This window comes from Dyella jejuensis (genome assembly GCF_044904675.1).
In the GTDB taxonomy this organism is placed as follows: domain Bacteria; phylum Pseudomonadota; class Gammaproteobacteria; order Xanthomonadales; family Rhodanobacteraceae; genus Dyella_B; species Dyella_B jejuensis.
On the sequence record NZ_JADIKJ010000018.1, the window covers coordinates 71,196 to 90,010 of the forward strand.

21 protein-coding genes are annotated in these 18,815 nt (G+C 63.0%); 19 read left to right on the top strand and 2 right to left on the bottom strand.

Annotation, left to right across the window (positions count from 1 at the left end; genetic code table 11):
* The first annotated feature begins 150 nt into the window (after window positions 1-150).
* From ISP15_RS15940 to ISP15_RS15960, 5 genes are all read left to right on the top strand, one after another.
* On the top strand, window positions 151-408 hold the full coding sequence (locus ISP15_RS15940) for a hypothetical protein (RefSeq protein ID WP_404548681.1): 258 nt from the start codon (window positions 151-153) through the stop codon (window positions 406-408).
* Between the two features lie 565 nt (window positions 409-973).
* Window positions 974-1,333, top strand: a complete 360-nt coding sequence (locus tag ISP15_RS15945; RefSeq protein ID WP_404548682.1) for a response regulator — start codon at window positions 974-976, stop codon at window positions 1,331-1,333.
* A gap of 128 nt (window positions 1,334-1,461) precedes the next feature.
* The gene (locus ISP15_RS15950) at window positions 1,462-3,327 is read left to right on the top strand and encodes a CHASE3 domain-containing protein (protein ID WP_404548684.1); all 1,866 of its coding nucleotides are present in this window, start codon (window positions 1,462-1,464) and stop codon (window positions 3,325-3,327) included.
* 85 nt (window positions 3,328-3,412) lie between these two features.
* Window positions 3,413-4,168, top strand: a complete 756-nt coding sequence (locus ISP15_RS15955; protein WP_404548685.1) for an SDR family NAD(P)-dependent oxidoreductase — start codon at window positions 3,413-3,415, stop codon at window positions 4,166-4,168.
* A gap of 189 nt (window positions 4,169-4,357) precedes the next feature.
* Window positions 4,358-4,702, top strand: coding sequence for a glycine zipper 2TM domain-containing protein (locus ISP15_RS15960; RefSeq protein ID WP_404548686.1), 345 nt, complete (start codon window positions 4,358-4,360; stop codon window positions 4,700-4,702).
* A 71-nt stretch (window positions 4,703-4,773) separates the two neighbouring features.
* Here ISP15_RS15960 and ISP15_RS15965 read toward each other — a convergent pair whose 3' ends face one another.
* Complete coding sequence (locus ISP15_RS15965) at window positions 4,774-5,673, bottom strand: SDR family oxidoreductase (protein ID WP_404548688.1); 900 nt, start codon at window positions 5,671-5,673, stop codon at window positions 4,774-4,776.
* 280 nt (window positions 5,674-5,953) lie between these two features.
* Window positions 5,954-6,103 carry a hypothetical protein gene (locus ISP15_RS15970; protein ID WP_404548690.1) on the bottom strand — a complete coding sequence of 50 codons (150 nt, stop codon included), beginning with the start codon at window positions 6,101-6,103 and terminating at the stop codon, window positions 5,954-5,956.
* On the opposite strand from ISP15_RS15970, the gene ISP15_RS15975 reads away from it, so the two are divergent.
* The 14 genes from ISP15_RS15975 (at window position 6,086) to ISP15_RS16040 (ending at window position 18,812) form a co-directional block, all read left to right on the top strand.
* The gene (locus tag ISP15_RS15975) at window positions 6,086-6,280 is read left to right on the top strand and encodes a hypothetical protein (RefSeq protein ID WP_404548691.1); all 195 of its coding nucleotides are present in this window, start codon (window positions 6,086-6,088) and stop codon (window positions 6,278-6,280) included. The two genes, ISP15_RS15970 and ISP15_RS15975, sit on opposite strands and share 18 nt — an antisense overlap.
* A 76-nt stretch (window positions 6,281-6,356) precedes the next feature.
* Window positions 6,357-6,851 carry a hypothetical protein gene (locus tag ISP15_RS15980; protein WP_404548693.1) on the top strand — a complete coding sequence of 165 codons (495 nt, stop codon included), beginning with the start codon at window positions 6,357-6,359 and terminating at the stop codon, window positions 6,849-6,851.
* 168 nt (window positions 6,852-7,019) lie between these two features.
* A complete protein-coding gene (locus ISP15_RS15985; RefSeq protein WP_404548694.1) occupies window positions 7,020-7,667 on the top strand; it encodes a cytochrome c3 family protein in 648 nt (215 codons plus the stop codon).
* Entirely contained in the window at window positions 7,655-10,603 is a 2,949-nt protein-coding gene (locus ISP15_RS15990) for a TAT-variant-translocated molybdopterin oxidoreductase (protein WP_404548695.1), read from the top strand. Before ISP15_RS15985 ends, ISP15_RS15990 begins: the two co-directional genes overlap by 13 nt.
* Window positions 10,600-11,970 (top strand): NrfD/PsrC family molybdoenzyme membrane anchor subunit, encoded by a 1,371-nt coding sequence (gene nrfD, locus ISP15_RS15995; protein ID WP_404548696.1) that lies wholly within the window; start codon window positions 10,600-10,602, stop codon window positions 11,968-11,970. The genes ISP15_RS15990 and nrfD overlap by 4 nt, the downstream gene beginning before the upstream one ends.
* Complete coding sequence (locus tag ISP15_RS16000; RefSeq protein ID WP_404548697.1) at window positions 11,967-12,503, top strand: DUF3341 domain-containing protein; 537 nt, start codon at window positions 11,967-11,969, stop codon at window positions 12,501-12,503. The genes nrfD and ISP15_RS16000 overlap by 4 nt, the downstream gene beginning before the upstream one ends.
* Window positions 12,500-13,099 (top strand): c-type cytochrome, encoded by a 600-nt coding sequence (locus tag ISP15_RS16005; RefSeq protein WP_404548699.1) that lies wholly within the window; start codon window positions 12,500-12,502, stop codon window positions 13,097-13,099. The genes ISP15_RS16000 and ISP15_RS16005 overlap by 4 nt, the downstream gene beginning before the upstream one ends.
* A complete protein-coding gene (locus ISP15_RS16010) occupies window positions 13,096-14,172 on the top strand; it encodes a hypothetical protein (protein WP_404548700.1) in 1,077 nt (358 codons plus the stop codon). The genes ISP15_RS16005 and ISP15_RS16010 overlap by 4 nt, the downstream gene beginning before the upstream one ends.
* Window positions 14,169-14,525 carry a hypothetical protein gene (locus tag ISP15_RS16015; protein ID WP_404548701.1) on the top strand — a complete coding sequence of 119 codons (357 nt, stop codon included), beginning with the start codon at window positions 14,169-14,171 and terminating at the stop codon, window positions 14,523-14,525. The genes ISP15_RS16010 and ISP15_RS16015 overlap by 4 nt, the downstream gene beginning before the upstream one ends.
* Window positions 14,522-15,316: an SCO family protein gene (locus ISP15_RS16020; RefSeq protein ID WP_404548703.1), complete on the top strand. Its 795-nt coding sequence runs from the start codon at window positions 14,522-14,524 to the stop codon at window positions 15,314-15,316. Before ISP15_RS16015 ends, ISP15_RS16020 begins: the two co-directional genes overlap by 4 nt.
* Complete coding sequence (gene coxB / locus ISP15_RS16025; RefSeq protein ID WP_404548705.1) at window positions 15,313-16,266, top strand: cytochrome c oxidase subunit II; 954 nt, start codon at window positions 15,313-15,315, stop codon at window positions 16,264-16,266. Before ISP15_RS16020 ends, coxB begins: the two co-directional genes overlap by 4 nt.
* The gene (gene ctaD, locus ISP15_RS16030) at window positions 16,253-17,866 is read left to right on the top strand and encodes a cytochrome c oxidase subunit I (RefSeq protein WP_404548706.1); all 1,614 of its coding nucleotides are present in this window, start codon (window positions 16,253-16,255) and stop codon (window positions 17,864-17,866) included. Before coxB ends, ctaD begins: the two co-directional genes overlap by 14 nt.
* Window positions 17,863-18,516 carry a cytochrome c oxidase subunit 3 family protein gene (locus ISP15_RS16035; protein WP_404548707.1) on the top strand — a complete coding sequence of 218 codons (654 nt, stop codon included), beginning with the start codon at window positions 17,863-17,865 and terminating at the stop codon, window positions 18,514-18,516. Before ctaD ends, ISP15_RS16035 begins: the two co-directional genes overlap by 4 nt.
* Complete coding sequence (locus ISP15_RS16040) at window positions 18,513-18,812, top strand: cytochrome C oxidase subunit IV family protein (protein ID WP_404548708.1); 300 nt, start codon at window positions 18,513-18,515, stop codon at window positions 18,810-18,812. The genes ISP15_RS16035 and ISP15_RS16040 overlap by 4 nt, the downstream gene beginning before the upstream one ends.
* The last annotated feature ends 3 nt before the right edge of the window (window positions 18,813-18,815 follow it).

An 18,815-nucleotide genomic window follows, 5' to 3' on the forward strand; every position in this document is an offset into this window, starting at 1 on the left:
GTGAATGTGGACGGCCGCGTTGACGAGCATTCCACAACACCTTGCATACAAGTGGTTCACTGTGAGGCTCGTAATCGTTACCTCAGTAAGGGTTACTGATCCCACTCGGTACGACGCGAAAGATCACTTTGTCACGTCAGGAGAAATCTCATGAATCGCACGGTACTCGGCATGGCGGTTGCCTGCATCGGTCTGGCTATGGGCGGATGCAACCACAACCCCGACAACGGCAATAACGGTGCCGCCAATCCTTCAACGTCGCCGACGCCCATGGCGCCGGCCACCCCGGCGACCTCGCCCACCAATCCGGCGAACAGTCCGGCCAACAACAATACCCCGGTAACTAATCCGGCGTCTTCGCAGACTGCCGCCACGCCAGCTCCGGCGTCGACTTCGGCTGGTCATTGACGCAACGCAAGGCGCATGGTTTGTGCCCTTCCCCGGTTGCGGGGAAGGGCACTGCCATGCATGAGGGGCGCATCGGGCTGTCCGTGCGCTTCGCTTCAGTCAAGGCGCGTGGGCGCTCCGTGGCTGGGACGGTTTGCATCGAGCGCGGGCCGCATAGAAAAGCATTGGGATGAGCGTGATGGGCCACTGCAAGCCTGGGCCACGGATCAGCGATAGGGCGGCGAGTGCGGCGTGGGTGGCCGTGCTTCCTGATGACGGAGTGCGCGATACGCCCCCACCAGGATGAATCCGCAGAGGATCACCACAAACACGATCCAGCCAAATCGTTTCAGCACTTCGACCCATCGGCAGCAATGAGGCTGGCAAGCTAGTCAGCCGGCCGTCGCACCGCCGTGAACGTGCGCATGGTTTACACTATGCAACACGCATTTTGACCTCGGCTTCACATCGCTGACGTCCAATTGCCTTATCGTTCGCCTGCTTTGCATTTATTCATTGACCGTTGGGCTGCCGCCACATAACGTTCAGTTTGTTGCTGATATCGGCATGGCCGAGTGAGGATGGGATGAAGACTGTTCTGCTCGTTGATGATAATCGGGATGTCCTCGAAGTGACTGCTTTCATGCTTGAGGATGCTGGCTACGAAGTCGTGGCCGCCCATAATTCCGAGCAAGCCAGGCAGGTCGCTTCGACGCGGCCGGACATTGGCGTGATTGTGACCGACCTGAACCTCAATCAGGGGATGACCGGCATCGAGATGGGGGTGGCCATGCACGAAGATGGCCTGAAATGCCCGTTGATCGTGATGTCCGGCGCCGCCGAACCACCTGATAACAGCCTTCCCTCGTGGATGACCTACCTGCCCAAACCGTTCGATCGCAAGACGCTGCTTGCGGCGATCCACGGGCAACTGGAAGCCGCCTGAGGGCAAGGCTAATAGTGTGGTTCAGATCGACCAGGGAACAGGGAACGCGCTCCACCGGACCATGCACGCCGCATAGGGAATGACGGCCAGCGAGCCGTCGCGTGCTTGTCCGTTTGCCAAGAGTTCGCATGCAATACGCACCGCGTCAGCCGCGTATCGGATTCGGGATGATCGGCGGGTTTTTCCTGCTCGTGGCGGTGTGCGCGATGTTGGTCATCGCCACCTTTGCAAGTATCAGCGCCGACCGCCTGGTCAACCGCTCGATGCTGGTCCGCCAGACCATGGAACAACTGTTCGGCACGCTGGAAGACGCCGAGACCGGCCAGCGCGGCTACTTGCTGACGGGCGATCCCAGCTATATCAAACCTTTCCATGACGCGCAGAAACAGTTGCCGCTGCTGGAAGGACAACTGCGCCAGTTGACCGGGCAAAGCGCGCCACACCAGCGGCAGCTCGATACCCTGTACCGGCTGATCGCGGCGAAAATGCACGAACTGTCCGGCACTGTCAGCCAGCGCGAGGCAAATCACCCCGGCGCGGCGATGGCGCTGATAAAGACCAACCTGGGCCGCAACCTCATGGAGCAGATCCATGGCGTCGTGGCCGATTTCGATCGCACCGAACTGGACATGCTGCGCAAGCGCAGCGCGAGCGCCGCGACCCAGCGCAACCTGTTGACCTTCGCCACCATCCTGGCAGCCGTGCTCGCCGGCATCATGACGTTTGCGGTCATCATGAAGACGCGGCGCTATGCCATCGACTTGCGCGACAAGAACGATACGTTGCGCAGGGAAATGGCGCATCGCGAAAGCGTCGAACTTCAATTGCGGCAAGCACAGAAAATGGAAGCGCTGGGCCAGCTCACTGGCGGCGTGGCGCACGATTTCAACAATATGCTGGCGATCATCGTCGGCAACCTGGAAATGCTGATCAAGCGGCTGCCGGAGCAAGACGCCCGCTGCCACACGCTGGCCACGAATGCGCTCACTGGCGCATCGCGCGCCGCGGAACTCACGCGGCGGCTGCTCGCCTTTTCGCGCCAGCAGCCGCTGCAGCCCAAGCCGACCGACGTCAACCAGTGCGTGGAAGACATTGCGGTGATGCTGCGCCGATCGCTGGGCGAAAACATCGCCATCGAAACCGTGCGGGGCGGGGGATTGTGGCGCGCCTATGTGGATCGCGCGCAGCTTGAAAGCGCGATCCTCAACCTGGCGGTGAATGCGCGCGATGCGATGAACGGCGAAGGCAGGCTTACCATCGAAACCGCCAATGCCTTCCTTGATCGCGCGTATGCCGAGGCGAACAGCGAAGTTTCACCCGGGCAATACGTAATGGTGGCCGTCACTGATACGGGTTGCGGCATGCCGGCGGACGTGATGAACAAGGCATTCGAGCCGTTCTTCACTACCAAGGAAGTCGGGCAGGGCACGGGGCTGGGGCTCAGCCAGGTGCATGGATTCGCCAGGCAGTCGCGCGGGCACGTGAAAATCTACAGCGAACCGGGCGTGGGCACCACCATCAAGATCTACCTGCCACGCGATACCTCCAAGCCCGAAGAAGAAGTCCAGCACGAGCGGGTGCCGGACGCGCGGCCCGAAGAACGCCATACCGTGCTGGTGGTCGAGGACGATAACGACGTGCGCGAGTTCGTCATTTCCGCGCTGCAAGAACTCGGTTACGAAGCGATCGCCGCGGCGGACGCCGCATCGGCGCGCGAGCTGTTGGCACGCGAGCGGTGCATCAGCGTGATGTTGACCGACGTGGTGATGCCGGGGATCAATGGCCGCCAGCTGTTCGACAGCATCAAGGACGAGCATCCGGATCTGATCGTGCTGTTCATGACCGGCTACACGCGCAACGCTGTCGTCCATAACGGCATGCTCGATCCGGGCGTGCGCCTGCTCAGCAAACCCTTCACCATGGATGACCTGTCGCGTGAATTGCGCGCCGCGCTTGCTCCCGCTACGGCGTCCATCCCGCGCGAGCCGGTCTGATCGACGCGCGCGCCACTTTTCCTAGACGCCCGCGCAACCCATCAAATGTCACCGTGCTGCGCCATAGCGGCGAGAGGTGGTGATCATGCAGCGTTTCCAAGGTCGGGTAGTGATGGTAACTGGCGCGGCGTCGGGCATTGGCGCGGCGGTGGCGCGGCGCTTCTCGGAAGAAGGCGCGGACGTGGTGCTGGTCGATCGCGTCGATCCGCGGATCGTGGCGCAGCACCTTCCTGCCGCGCATACGCTGGCGATCGAGGCCGATGTCTCCAACTCCAAAACCATCGGCAACGCGGTCGAGCAGGCGGTGGAAAAATTCGGCAGGCTCGACGTGCTGGTCAACAACGCGGGCGTGCATGCCGAAGGGGAACCCGCCGAGATCAACGACGAGGACTGGAACAAGGTGATCGCCACCGACCTTAGCGGCGTCTTCTATGGCAGCCGTGCGGCGATTCCACATTTGAAGAAAAGCAAGGGTTGCATCGTCAACACCGCTTCCGTGTCCGGCACCGGCGGCGACTGGGGCATGAGTCCCTACAATGCGGCGAAAGGCGGTGTGGTCAATCTCACGCGGTCGCTGGCGCTGGACCTGGGCAAGAGCGGCATCCGCGTCAACGCCGTATGTCCCAGCCTCACTCGCACCGGCATGACCGAAGACATGCTGAAGGACCGGCAACTGGTGGCGAAATTCGAAGAGCGCATTCCGCTGGGGCGCGTTTGCGAACCCGAAGAAGTCGCCGCGGTGGTGGCGTTCCTCGCCAGCGACGACGCGAGTTTCATGACCGGCGCCAACGTTGCGGTCGACGGCGGCGTGTCAGCGTCCAATGGCCAGCCCGCGCAGTAGACGTCGGTGCTTGCCAGCGTCAGCGCTTCCCGCGTCGCTGTTGTTGCTTTGCCGTGAGCAGAAATGGCAAGGCTGCAATAAAACGAACAAGAAAACCCTGGTTCTTGACTGAACCTATCCGCGCCCGCGACCCGGTCCTCACACTTGTCGCAAAATAATGGACCACATCTTATTGAAGCAGGTGTGCTTATGAACAAGCGAATGCCGGCAAGCCTGGGATTGATGGGAATGCTGATGGCGATGAGCGCCGGTGTTGCAATGGCGCAGGACTATCCGGGGGCCACGCATGAAGTTTGTCGCCGGGTGCGAGTGGCGGACCAGCCGAGGGACAACCACCAGATCGCCGGTACGCTGGTTGGCGCGGCGGCGGGCGGCTTGGTCGGCAGCAAATTCGGCGGCGGCAGCGGCAAGACGCTGACTACGGTCGGCGGTGTCGTGGCCGGTGGCTATGCCGGCAAGAAGATCCAGGAAAACCACCAGGACAACAACGTCACCTATCACTATGAGCAACGTTGCTATCAGGCGCAGGGATAAAGGCAAAAATACGAATCGACGAATAGGATCGGCACAGCACAGGCGGCACGCACTCCGCTGTGCCGTGCAGCCTAGGGCAGCGGATGCCCGCCGGTCACGCCATACACTTCGGCCGTGACGTAGCTCGATTCCTGCGAGGCCAGGAATACATAGATCGAGGCCAGCTCGGCGGGTTGGCCGGGACGGCCCAGCGGTACGTTCTTGCCGAACTCCTTCACCTTTTCCTGCGGCTGGCCGCCGGAGGGTTGCAGGGGTGTCCAGATTGGCCCGGGCGCCACGGCGTTGACACGGATGCCGCGTTCGGCGAGCTGCTTGGCCAGCACCTTGGTAAGGCCGACGATCGCCGATTTGGTCGGCGCATAGTCACCGAGGATCGGTGACTGGTCATAGGCCTGGATCGATGCGGTATTGATGATGGTCGCGCCCCGCGGAAGGTGCGGCACGGCCGCCTTGCAGATCCAGAACAGGGCATAGACGTTGGTCTTGAAGGTCTGGTCGAACTGCTCCGTGCTGATGTCCAGGAAGCTTTCCTGGTAAGCCTGTTTGCCGGCCACGTTCACCACGATGTCCAATCCGCCCAGCTCCTTCACCGCCGTTGCCACCAGTTCCTTGCAGAACGCTTCGTCCTTGATGTCGCCGGGGAAGGTGTGCACCTTTACACCGCTGGCGCGAGTGATCTCCAAAACTTCCCTGGCATCTTCCTCTTCTTCGGGGAGGTAGTTCAGCATCAGGTCCGCGCCTTCGCGGGCGAAGGCGATGGCGACTGCGCGGCCGATGCCGGAGTCGCCGCCGGTGATCAGCGCCTTGCGGCCTTTTAGACGTCCAAATCCTACGTAGCTGTCCTCGCCGTGGTCGGGGCGCGGCTTCATGTTCTTGGCCAGGCCGGGCGCTTCCTGCGGCTGCTCCGCGAAGGGCGGACGCGGATACTGGGTGGTGGGGTCGCGCATGGTGTATTGATTGGTCGAGCTCATGGAGATCTCCTGGACGCCAGATAAGCAGGAATACGCTTGCAGCCGTCGAGGGAAGGTATGTGCCACAGGCATGGCGCGTTGACCTCATGCATGCGTTTTCTTCAAGCCATGCGTGGCACGGTGTGATCAATCAACGATCGTGGAGAATCGTTATGCCCCGGCGCCTGCACGTATTGTCGTTTTCGAAGTCCGCCCTGTTTGGCCCCGCTGTATTCGGCATGGGACTTGCCCTGCTCGCCCTCGGTGGCTGTCACGACCGGGATCCCGCGGTACAGCAGCCTTACAGTCCGACCGAGGCTTCCTCTTCGCCCACTTCCACTACGCCGCGGCAACCGGCATCGACGTCGAGCTTGACAAGCCCTGCCAGCCCCGCCGCCACATCGTCCACACCGTCGCCCTCCGGATCGGGCCCGTGAACGTCGGGCAACATAAATACCTGGCCGATCGCTCCGCACCGGGCCACGATTGCTGCGATCGCTGGACGCTGGTGGTGAGTAGCGATCCGGCGCTGCTCGCGACTTTGCATTGGGTGGCGGACGATCATTTCATTGGCCTTAAAACCGAGGCGGCGTTGAGCGAACTGCTGCATGATGCCGCGCTGATCTGACCTAGGGTGGCCGCGCTTGTTTCGTCATGAAGCGCTGTTATCCGCGCGATAACTATGCCTCGGCAGGAGGTGTTCCATGAAGAAGCGAATGGTATTCAGCGTCAAGGATATGGCCGGTGCGCGCGCGGCAATGGACAAGGCGCGTGCCATCGGCATCGCGGATGACGATATTTCCCTGATCGCGCGCAGCGACAAGTCGCAGCTGATTCCCGACGATCGCAAGGTGGTCGAGGGTGATTTTTATCCAGCCGCGGCCAAGGGTGCGGCAGGCGGCGCGGCGATCGGCCTGATCGCCGGGTTGGTGGCGGTAGCCATTCCACCGTTGGGCATCACAGTAGCGGGCGCGGTGGCCATGGCGGTGGGTGGCAGCGCATTGGGTGCGTGGTCGACCGCGCTCGCCGGTTCCGCGGTCGACGATCCGGTAAGCCGCCAGTTCGAGGACGAAGTGCAAGCGGGCCGCATCCTGGTGGTGGTCGACGGCGACGAGGAAAAAATTCCCGCCGCGCGCACGCAGATCGCCACGACTGGCGCCGTGCCGCTGCCGTTCGAAAAGCCGACGGCCATCACGTAGCCGTCAACGGCATCACCGCGAAACGGCGACCTTTACTTCACTTTTCAAGGAATACGGTCGCCATGCGCTGGCGCCATGGCCGCGTTGCGGCCTTCCAGCCGACCGTAAAGGGCGCGGCGAAAGTAAGGGCGTATTCCTAACGGGATGGATGACTGCGTTGCTTAAACCATGAGCCAGATCTTCCAGCCCGGTTTTGCGCTTTACGTAAAGCTTGCCCTGTTTGCTGCCCTGCTGGTGATTGTCGGTGCGTGCCTGGCATGGCGCGGCGTGGCGACCGATCCGCACCGCATCGACGAAGCGGTGAACCAGCCGGTGCCTTTCAGCCACAAGCACCATGTGGACGACGTCGGCCTCGATTGCCGTTTCTGCCACGCCAACGTCGAGACCTCGGCATTTGCCGGCATGCCGCCGATCTCCACCTGCATGACTTGCCATTCCCAGTTATTCACCGACACCGCGGTGCTCAAGCCGTTGGTCGACAGTTGGCAGCGCGGCGTGGCACTGCATTGGAACCGCGTCTATCAGCTGCCGGACTTCGTTTATTTCAACCACAGCATTCACATCGCCAAGGGCGTAGGGTGCGTCTCCTGCCACGGGCGTATCGACCAGATGCCGCTGACGCGCCGGGTAGCGAGCCTGTCGATGTCCTGGTGCCTGGACTGCCATCGCGCTCCGCAGAAATTCCTGCGGCCGCGCGAGGAAGTGTTCGACCTCGCGTGGCAACCGAAAGACCAGGATCGGCTCGGCCCCGAACTGGTGCGCGCCTATCGCATCGATACCGGCCGGATGACGGATTGTTCGCTATGTCACCGTTGATTCCCGCGCATGCCGCCGCGCGTGCGCGCCGCACGCTGGGCGACGCGAAAGGGCCGCGTTTCTGGCGGGCGCTGGAAGCATTGGCGGACGATCCCGAGTTCAAGCGCGAATTGATCGATGCGCTGCCGCAGTGGTCATCGATTGCGTCGATGGATCGCCGCCGCTTCCTGCAATTGCTCGGCGCATCGATCGCCTTCGGCGGGCTCGCCGCGTGCAGCGGGCCACCGCCGGAACAGATCGTGCCGTGGGTGACGCAGCCGCCGGGCGTGACGCCGGACGTGCCGCAATTCTTCGCGACCACGCTCGCCTATGCGGGCGACGTGCTGGGCGTGCTGGTGGAAAGCCGCATGGGACGTCCGACCAAGATCGAGGGCAATCCGCTGCATCCGGCCAGCCTGGGTGCGACCGGGCCGCTACCGCAGGCGGCGGTGCTGGAGGTATGGGATCCGGATCGTTCGCAGGCGCCCCGCTATCGCGGCAAAGCCGTGGCCTGGGATGCTTTCGCCGCCGATGCCGCGGCGTGGCGCGAGACGTTCACCAACGATGGCTCAGGTCTGCACGTGCTCAGCGCAAGCATTGTCTCGCCGACGTTGTTGGCGCAGCGCGACCGCTGGCTGGCGCGCTTCCCCGGTTCGCAATGGTATGAACACGAACCGATCGCGCAGGATAATGCTGGGCACGGCGCGATGCTGGCATTCGGCCAACCGGTGGCGGCGCGCTACCACTTCGACCAGGCCGATGTGATCCTGTCGCTGGAAGCCGATTTCCTGGCCAGCATGCCCGGTCGTGTCGCCCACGCGCGGGCCTTTGTGGACCGGCGCAAACCTTCGCAGACGGCACCGGGCATGAACCGGCTTTACGCAGTGGAAGCAACGCCGTCGCTGACCGGAGCGATGGCGGACCACCGCTGGATCGTTCCGTCGTCGGACATCGCCGCGCTGGCGCTGGAACTGGCCAATGCGCTGGATATCCCCGCGACGCCGGTCGGTGCGGTCGATGGCGTGTCGTCGAAGCGATTCAATACGTTGCTGTTCGATCTGGTTTCGCATCGCGGCCGCTGCCTGGTGCTGGCCGGTGAATCGCAACCGCCGCAGGTGCATGCGCTGGTTCATTTGATCAACGAAAAGCTGGACAACGTCGGGCACACCGTCGAATACGTGGAGTTGCCGGACGCGGTAAACCGGCGCCATTCCCTGCACGAACTGTGCGCTGCGATCCAGGCCGGCCGCGTCCAGCGGTTGGTCGTGCTCGATAGCAACGTCGCCTACGACGCGCCATCCGACCTGGATCTGCCGGCTCTGCTCGGCCGCGTCCCGCATGTCGTGCATTGGGGCCTTTACCAGGACGAAACCGCGCAACTCGCCGAATGGCACCTGCCGGCCAGCCACGCGCTGGAACAGTGGTCCGATGCGCAGACCTCGACCGGCGAAGCCAGCATCGTGCAGCCCCTGATCGATCCGCTTTACCAGGGACGATCCGTGCATGAATTGCTGGCATTGATGATGGGCGAAGCCGTGCAGACCGGCCTGGCGATCGTGCAGGCCTTCTGGCGCACGCAGCACTTGCCAGGTGCATGGCAGGACCATGTGCGCAGCGGCTTGATCGCCGGCACCGCTTATCGCGCGGCGAACGTGCAGGCGCGTGGTGATGCCCTGACTGGCTGGGCACCATCGCGTCCGCCGCAGGATGCGCTCGAATTGGTGTTCCGTCCCGATCCCGGCGTGTGGGACGGAAGCTACGCCAACAACGGCTGGTTGCAGGAGTTGCCCAAGCCGCTGACCCAGTTGACCTGGAGCAATGCGGCGCTGATCAGCGCGCAACTGGCCCGAGAGCAAGGGCTTGCCAACGGCGAGGTCGTCACGCTCGAATGCGCGGGCCGGCGGGTGGATGCGCCGGTCTGGATCATGCCGGGCCAGGCGGCGCGCTGCGTTACCGTGCACCTGGGCTATGGCCGCAAGCGTGCCGGCCGCGTCGGCGACGATCTCGGTTTCAATGCCTACGCGCTGCGCGGTTCGGCCCAATTGTGGATTGCCCAGGGACTAACCCTGCGCAAGACCGGGCATTCAGTCGAATTGGCCAGCACGCAGGATCACTTCGCCATGGAAGGCCACGAGCCGATCCGAAGCGTCACGCTGGCCGAACTCGGCGCCGATCCGCAGGCGGCCGAGCAGGGCGACACGACCCCACCGACGCTGTATCCCGCACAGCCGCAAGGCGAATATGCCTGGGGCATGGCAATCGATCTCAATGCCTGCATCGGCTGCAAGGGATGCACCATCGCCTGCCAGGCGGAGAACAATATTCCGGTGGTGGGCGCCGAGCAGGTGCGGCGCGAACGCGAGATGCACTGGATACGGGTGGATCGCTACTACGCCGGCAGCGTGGAAAATCCTTCCATGCATCATCAGCCGGTACCGTGCATGCATTGCGAGCACGCGCCTTGTGAACTGGTTTGCCCGGTCGGCGCGACCGTGCACGACCAGGAAGGGCTGAACGTGCAGGTATACAACCGCTGCGTTGGCACGCGCTTTTGCTCGAACAATTGCCCGTACAAAGTGCGCCGGTTCAATTTCCTGCAATTCAGCGATCTCACCAGCGAGACGCTCAAGGCGCAGCGCAATCCCGAGGTCACCGTGCGCAACCGCGGCGTGATGGAGAAATGCACGTATTGCATCCAGCGCATCGAAACCGCGCATATCGACGCCGACCGCGAACAGCGTGCCATTGCCGACGGCGAAATAGTCACCGCCTGCCAGGCGGCGTGTCCCACCCAGGCGATCACGTTCGGCAATATCCGCGATCCTGCCAGCGCGGTGAGCAAGTCCAAGGCATCGCCGCGCAACTACCAGCTGCTTGAAGAACTCAACACGCGCCCGCGCACCAGCTATCTGGCGCAGGTGCGCAATCCGCATCCGGACCTGAAGGACGAGGCATGAACACGCCAGGCCAGGTTTCCCGCGCGGACGACCGCCTGCTGGGAGAAGGGCAGACGTACAGCACGGTGTCGGAAAAAATCGGCGGATTGGTGTTGCGGCGTCCGTCCGGTCCCTTGTGGCTGACCGCGTTCTTGTGCGCGCTGGCGCTGACGATCCTGTTGGTCATCGGCGTCGGCGTGCTGTTCAAGAAGGGCGTGGGCATCTGGGGCATCGATATCCCGGTGGCCTGGGCATTCGCCATCGCCAATTATGTGTGGTGGATTGCGATCGGCATGGCCGGCACTTTCATTTCCGGAGCGCTTTACCTGGCGCGGCAGGACTGGCGTTCCTCGCTCAACCGTTATGCCGAGACCATGACCGTGTTCGCGGTAGCGGTATCGGGCTTGTTCCCGATCTTCCATCTCGGGCGGCCATGGTTCTTTTATTGGCTGGCGCCGTATCCCAATCGCATGGGCTTGTGGCCGCAATGGCGCAGTTCGCTGGTCTGGGATTTCTTCGCCATCCTCGCTTACCTGCTGGTATCGATCATGATGTGGTACGTCGGTTTGCTGCCGGACTTCGGTACCTTGCGCGACCAGGCACGATCGCGCGGCAAACGGCTTTTCTACGGATTCCTGGCGTTGGGCTGGCGCGGCGAAGCGCGCCACTGGAAGCGCTATGAAAGCGTTACTTTGATGCTGGCAGGGCTGGCCGTGCCGCTGGTGTTTTCCGTGCACAGCATGGTGGCGCTGGATTTTTCCGAAGGCATGCTGCCCGGATGGCATTCGACCATGTTTCCGCCGTTTTTCGTCGCGGGCGCATTGTTCTCTGGCTTCGCCATGGCAATGGTGCTCGGCATTCCGTTGCGGCACTGGCTCGGGCTGGGCGATTACATCACGCTCAAGCATCTGGACAACCTCGCCAAGCTGACGCTCGCCGCGGGCCTGTTCGTCGCCTACAACTATGCGACGGAATTTTTCATGGCGTTCTACAGCGGCGATCCCTACGAGATCGCCGAATCGAAAGACCGCTTGAACGGTGCCTATGCCTGGGTGTTCTGGACCGTGATTTTCTGCAACGTGGTGGTGGCCCAGCTGCTGTGGTCGCCGCGTATCCGCCGGCGACCGATCGCTTTGTTCGTGATCGGCCTGCTGGTGCTGATCGGCATGTGGTACGAACGCTTCATGCTGCTCGTCAACAGCCTGTTCCATCCTTACCTGCCTTCCAGCTGGGGCATGTTCTACCCGACTGTGTGGGACCTGATCTTCCTGTTCGGCTCGGCTGGCCTGTTCCTGCTGATGTTCACGCTATTCGTGAAATGGCTGCCGCTGATCTCGATGTTCGAAATGCGCAAACTGGTGCATATCCTCGACAGGAGCGGCCCGTGACAGGCGGCCAGCGCTACGGCTGCATGGCGTTCTTCCCGACCCCCGAGGCGCTGGTGCTGGCGGCGCGCGCGCTGCGCAAGGCCGACTATGCAGGGATCGAAGCGTACACGCCGTTCGCGGTCAAGGAGCTGGACGAGGCGCTGGAGTTGCCCGGCAACCATGTGGCGCTGGCGACTTTCGCGGGTGGTGCGATCGGCTTCGTCGGCATGCTGGTCATGGAGTACTTTTCCGCGGTCATCGACTATCCGATCCGCGTGGGCGGGCGGCCGTTCGCCAGCTGGCCGGCCTTTATCCCGCCGGCGCTGGAAATGACCTTCCTGTTCGCGGCGGCGGGCGGCGTATTGGCGATGCTGATCGGCAATCGCCTGCCGGCGTTCTATCACCCGGTATTTCATGTCGACCGTTTCGAACATGCCAGCCAGGATCAGTTCGTGCTGGTGGTGCGCATGGACGATTCGCAAGGCGACCTGGAGCGCCTGCGCGCGGTGCTGGAAGGCTTGCATCCATCGCAGGTCGAAGTGGTGCCGGTATGAAGCGCATGCTCGTGCTGCTGCTGGGCATGGCCGGTTTGTTGACCGGTTGCGAGCGCGCCATGCACGACATGTATGACCAGCCCAAGTACAAGCCGGGCGCGCCCAGCCCGCTGTTCGGCAACGGCAGCGCGGCACGGCATCCGCCGGATGGCACGCTGCCGGCGGCGGATGGCGAATTCGCGGGCACGTCGAGCGGGCGCATGGGGCGGGTGTCCGCGCCTGCGCCGCTACCGGCGGACGGGCATCCTTATCCGATCACGATGGCATTGCTGCAGCGTGGCCGCGAACGCTACGACATTTATTGCGCTGCCTGTCATGGCTTGACCGGCGCGGGCAACGGCATGGTGGTGCAGCGCGGTTTTCCCGCTCCGTTGTCGTATCTGGATGCACGGCTAGTGCAGGCGTCGGATGCGGATCTGGAACGTTCCATCCGCGACGGTTACGGCGTGATGTATCCGTTTGCCGATCGCGTCGACGCGCATGATCGCTGGGCCATCGTTGCCTACATCCGGGCCTTGCAACTCAGCCAGCGCGCACCGGCCGAGCAGTTGCAGGCGCAGGACCGGCAAGCACTGGACGCGAGGAAAACGCCATGACGCGCCGGATGACTAGGGCAAGCGCATTCGGTTTCGCAGTGCCGGCGGCACTGCTGGTCGCGGGCTTCGTGTTCGCGGCGGGCCATCTGCGGCATGCCTTGCTGGTTTATCTCGCCAGCTGGCTGTTCCTGCTCGGCGCCGTGCTTGGCAGCATGGCCTTGCTGATGATCCACACGCTCACCGGCGGCGCCTGGGGCGTGCGCCTGGGCCATGAACTGCGCGCGGCCATCCGGCTGATTCCGTACACGGCCTTGGCCGTGATACCGCTGCTGCTCGGCATGCACACGCTGTTTCCCTGGCTGCGGCAGCATGTGCCGGTGGATGATCCTTACCTGTATCACCAGCAGTGGTATCTCAATACGGCCGGACTGGTCGGGCGCACGCTGGTGGTGTTCGCGCTATGGATCGGCATGGCATATGGCCTGATCCGGCGTCGGACTATCAACCAGCGATTCGCCGCCGCTGGCCTGATCGTGATGTTGTTGACGGTGACGATCGCCGCGGTGGATTGGGTCATGTCGCTGGTGCCGTATTGGCATTCCACCGATATCGGACTGCTGCTGTTTACCAGCCAGCTGCTGATCGCCTTTGCCCTGGCCGTGCTGGTGCGGCTGGTGCGCAGCGCGCCATCGGCACGAGCGCCGTCGCGCACGTTGCGCGATTTCGGCAACCTGCTGCTGGTGATGGTGATGGGCTGGGCGTATGTCAGCTTCATCGACTACCTCACCGCATGGATTGCCGAACAGCCACATGAAACCGCGTGGTACGTGCCGCGGTTGCTGACCGATTGGTGGTGGCTAGGGGTGGCGCTTGCCTGCATGGGCTTCGGTATTCCTTTTTTCACGCTCTTGTTGGGCAAGGCCAAGGCATCCTGGCGTGCGCTGTGCGCGATCGCCGCGCTCAGTCTGTTCGCGCAATGGATCAACCTGGTGTGGCTGGTGTTGCCGAGCGCATCGGTGCATGGCGTGGCGCTGGCCTGGACCGATCCGCTGATCTGCATCGGCCTGCTCGGCTTGGGCGCGCTGGGCTACCGCGTCCGGCTGAGCGGTCGGGCGCGGGAGGACGAGGCATGAGCAAGGGCCGGCACGAGCCGCATGACGTGGACGCGCCGACGCTGCACAGGCTGGGCGCGATCGGCGCGCTGGTGCTGGTGCTGGTGTTATGCCTGATGTACGTGCTGTGGGAGCACGTGCATTCGCCGACGCTGAGTATGCCGCCGCCAGTGCTGCCGCCGGCGCCGCGATTACAGGCTGATGCGCCACCGGATCGCGTTGCGCAATATCGCTTGCAGACGCGGCAACTGGAGTCCTACGGCTGGGTCGAGCACGGCAGCGTGGCGCACATACCGATCGAGCGTGCGATGCACCTACTGGTGGCGCGGGATCGCGCGCTGTCCACGCAGCCCGGGCCAGGATCGTCGCCATGAACAAGACCTGGTTCGCGCTGCTATGGCTATGCTTGTATGCCGCTTGCGCAAGCGCCGCGCCGCCGCCACCCACCGACCTGACCGCGCGCGTCGGCTTTGACCAGAAGCTTGGTGCAACGCTGCCTTTGGATGCGCGCTTTACCGACGCCGCGGGTACGACGGCCAGTTTGCGGCAATGGATGGATGGGCATCCCGCGCTGCTGCTGATGGGCTACTTCCGCTGTCCCAATCTGTGCGACGTGACGCAGCAAGGACTTGCCCACGCCATGGCGGTATCGGGCTTGCGGCCAGGTCGGGATGTCAGCGTGATGTTCATCAGCATCGATCCGCGCGAAACGGCCGCCGATGCAACGCGCAGCCAGCAGATGGTGGCGCGGATGCCAGGCGATGCGAACGCCGCGGCCTGGCACTTCCTGCGCGGCGATGCCGCCGCCATCGCCGCCGTGACGCAGGCCACCGGCTTTCGCTATGCCTATGACGCGCGCCTGGGACAATACGCGCATCCAGCCGGACTGGTGATCGCCACCGCGGATGGCAGGGTGAACCAGTACCTGATGGGCGCGAACTATGTTCCGCAAACCGTGCATCTGGCGGTGGTCGCCGCCTCGCGGCATACGCTCGGCAGCATGGTCGACCAGTTGGTGTTGCTGTGCTGCGGCTATGATCCGGCCACCGGGCGCTACACCGTCACCATCGACCGGATCATGCAGGGCCTGGGTTTCGGTTTCGTGGCGGTGCTGCTGGGATTGTTCCTGCTGTTGCGGCGGCGCCGGCCGGGAGTTGCGCCATGAGCATCCAACCACCGGAAGCGTCCAATTTCGCGGTGCCGATCGATCGCATGTTCGACGCCATGCTGTTGCTGTGCGGCGCGGTGGCGGTGGGCGTGTTCGTGGCAATGATCTGGTTGTGCATCAAGTACCGGCGCGGCAGCAAGGCGAACCGCGAAGGCGGCGCGCGTCAAAACCTGGCGGTCGAGTTGAGCTGGACCTTGATTCCGTTCGTGCTGTTTTGCGGCATCTTTGCCTGGAGCATCGATCTGTGGACGACGCTGCGCTCGCCGCCGGCCAACGCGCTGCCGATCTACATCATCGCCAAGCAGTGGATGTGGAAAGTGCAGCACGCCAACGGCCGCCGCGAGATCGATACGTTGCACGTGCCGCTGGGGGAGCCGGTGCGATTGATCATGACCTCGCAGGACGTGATCCACAGCTTTTATGTACCGGATTTCCGCGTCAAGCAGGACGTGGTGCCGGGGCGCTACACCGCGTTATGGTTTATCGCGACCAAGCTTGGCGAGTTCCCGCTGTTCTGCTCCGAATTCTGCGGCACTGGCCATGCGGCGATGATCGGCACGGTAGAAGTGGTCTCGCCTGCCGACTACCGCAAGTGGCTGCAGGCGAAACCGACGCTGGCGCCGGCCGTGGTCGGACGGAAACTGTTCGAACAGTTCGGTTGCAGCGGCTGCCACGATCCGCACTCGGGCATCCATGCCCCCGACTTGCACGGCCTGTATGGCACGCAGGTCAGGCTTGCCGATGGTTCGGCGGTGGTCGCCGACAACCGTTACCTGCATGACTCGATCGTGCTTCCGTCGACGCAGATAGTGGCCGGCTACGCACCGATCATGCCCGTGTACGAGGGACGCATCGATGAGGAAGACATTCTGTCGCTGATGGCCTACATCAAGTCGCTGGGTCCGCAGCCGGCCGCACCGAAGGGAGACGTTCATGAGCAGCGTTAGCGCGAACGCCGGCCCAAGCGAAGCCGGCTATCTGGTGGAGGGCGGCCGCACGCTGCGGTCATGGCTGTTCACGCATGACCACAAGCGCATCGCGCTGCTGTATACCCTCTCGATCACGCTGTTCTTTTTCCTCGGCGCGGTGGCGGCCACCCTGATCCGGCTGACGCTGATCCATCCCGATGGCCGGCTGATGTCCGCCGAAACCTACAACAAGACCTTTACCTTCCATGGCGTGGTGATGGTGTGGTTTTTCCTGATCCCTTCGATTCCTTCCACGCTCGGCAATTTCCTGGTGCCGTTGATGATCGGTGCGCGCGACGTGGCCTTTCCGCGCCTGAACCTGTTCAGCTGGTACCTGTACATGGCGGGCGGCCTGTTCACCATCGCCACCTTGTTGCTCGGTGGCGTGGACACCGGCTGGACCTTCTACACGCCGTTCTCCACCATGTTCTCCAATTCCAATGTGATGCTTACCGTGATCGGCGTGTTCGTGGTGGGCTTTTCGTCGATCCTCACCGGCCTGAATTTCATCGTGACGATCCATATGATGCGGGCGCCGGGCATGTCCTGGTATCGCTTGCCGCTGTTCATCTGGGCGATGTATGCCACCAGCATCGTGATGATGCTCGCCACGCCGGTGCTGGCGATGACGCTGGCATTGATCGGACTGGAGCGGCTGGCCGGCGTGGGCATCTTCGATCCGGCGCTGGGTGGCGACCCGATCCTGTTCCAGCATTTTTTCTGGTTCTATTCGCATCCGGCGGTGTACATCATGATCCTGCCCGCCATGGGCGTGGTCAGCGAGCTGATCTGCTGCGGCGTGCGGCGCAAGATCTTCGGCTACAAGTTCATGACCTGGTCGATGCTCGCGATTGCCTTCATCGGCTTCCTGGTATGGGGACACCACATGTTCGTGGCCGGGCAGTCGATGTATGCCGGCATCGTGTTCTCGATCCTGAGTTTCGTGGTGGCGGTGCCTTCGGCGATCAAGGTCTTCAATTGGTTGACCACGCTGCACAAGGGCACCATCGATTTCCACGCGCCGATGCTTTACGCGCTGGGCTTCGTCGGCCTGTTTACCCTGGGCGGATTGACCGGGCTGTTCCTGGCCGCGGTGGCCCTGGACGTGAATCTCACCGACACCTACTTCGTGGTCGCGCATTTTCACTACATCATGGTCGGCGGTTCGGTGATGGCGTACCTGGGCGGCATCCATTTCTGGTGGCCGAAGATCACCGGCCGCCTGTATTCGGAGCGCATGGCGCAACTGGCGGCCGTGCTGATGTTCATCGGCTTCAACCTCACGTTCTTCCCGCAATACGTACTTGGCTACATGGGTATGCCGCGCCGTTACCATCAATACCTTCCGCGCTTCCAGGAATTGAACATCCTGTCCTCGATCGGCGCGGCGGTGCTGGCTATTTCCTATTTGCTGCCATTGTTCTATTTCGCACGCTCTCTCTACCGCGGCGAGCGCGCCGGACCGAACCCGTGGAACGCAACCGGCCTGGAATGGACCACCGCTTCACCGCCGCCGGAACATAACTTCCAGGTCACGCCCGTGGTGACGGAAGGGCCATACGAGTATCGCCACCGATGAACGCTTCCGCGCACGACTTGGCGGTGCAGCAGCAGTTCGATGACGCGCCCCAGCAGAAAGCCGCAGCGATGCTTGGCATGTGGGCGTTCATCGCCACGGAAGTGCTGTTCTTTGGCGTACTGTTCGCCGGCTATGTGATTTGCCGCTGGCGTTTTCCGCTGGCCTTCCTGGAAGGCAGCGCGCATACCGATTTTGCGCTCGGCACTACGGAAACGGCGATCCTGCTGACCAGCGGCTGCATTGCCGCGCTGGCCGTGCGCGAGATCCAGCTCGACAACGCGCGCCGCAGCGCCATCCTGCTGGTGGTAACGGCGCTGCTTGGCGTGGCCTTCCTGGTGCTGCACGGCATGGAGTATCACGACGAATACGGCGAAGGGCTGATTCCCGGCCTGCGCTATACCCAATCAGGCCCGGGCGCGGCGCCGATGGAGATTTTTTTCAGCCTCTACTACGTCATTACCGGCTTTCACAGCTTGCACGTGCTGATCGGCGTGGTGTTGCTGCTGACCATGGCGGTGCGTACATGGCGCGGCCAATTTCACGCGGATTACTACACGCCGATCGAAGTGGCGGCACTGTACTGGAGCCTGGTCGATATCGTGTGGATCTTTGTGTATCCGGCGATCTATCTGGTAGGGAGCTCGGGATGACGCAACGCGAGGTCCCTTCATTGGGCAGCCATCTATGGGTGCTGGCAGCGCTGCTGGTATTGCTGGCCGCGTCGGCATGCCTGTCGCGATTGCCGCTCGGTTGGTGGGTGCTGGTGATCAGCGCCACGGTAGCGGTGGCGCAGGCGCTGCTGGTGCTGGTGGTATTCATGCGCCTGAAAAGCGCCCATCCCATGCTGCGGATCATCGCGGTGATGAGCTTTACCTGGCCGTTGCTGCTGGTGGCCTTGTCACTGGGCGACGCTATGACGCGCTCGCTGCTGCATGCGCCGTGGTGAGTG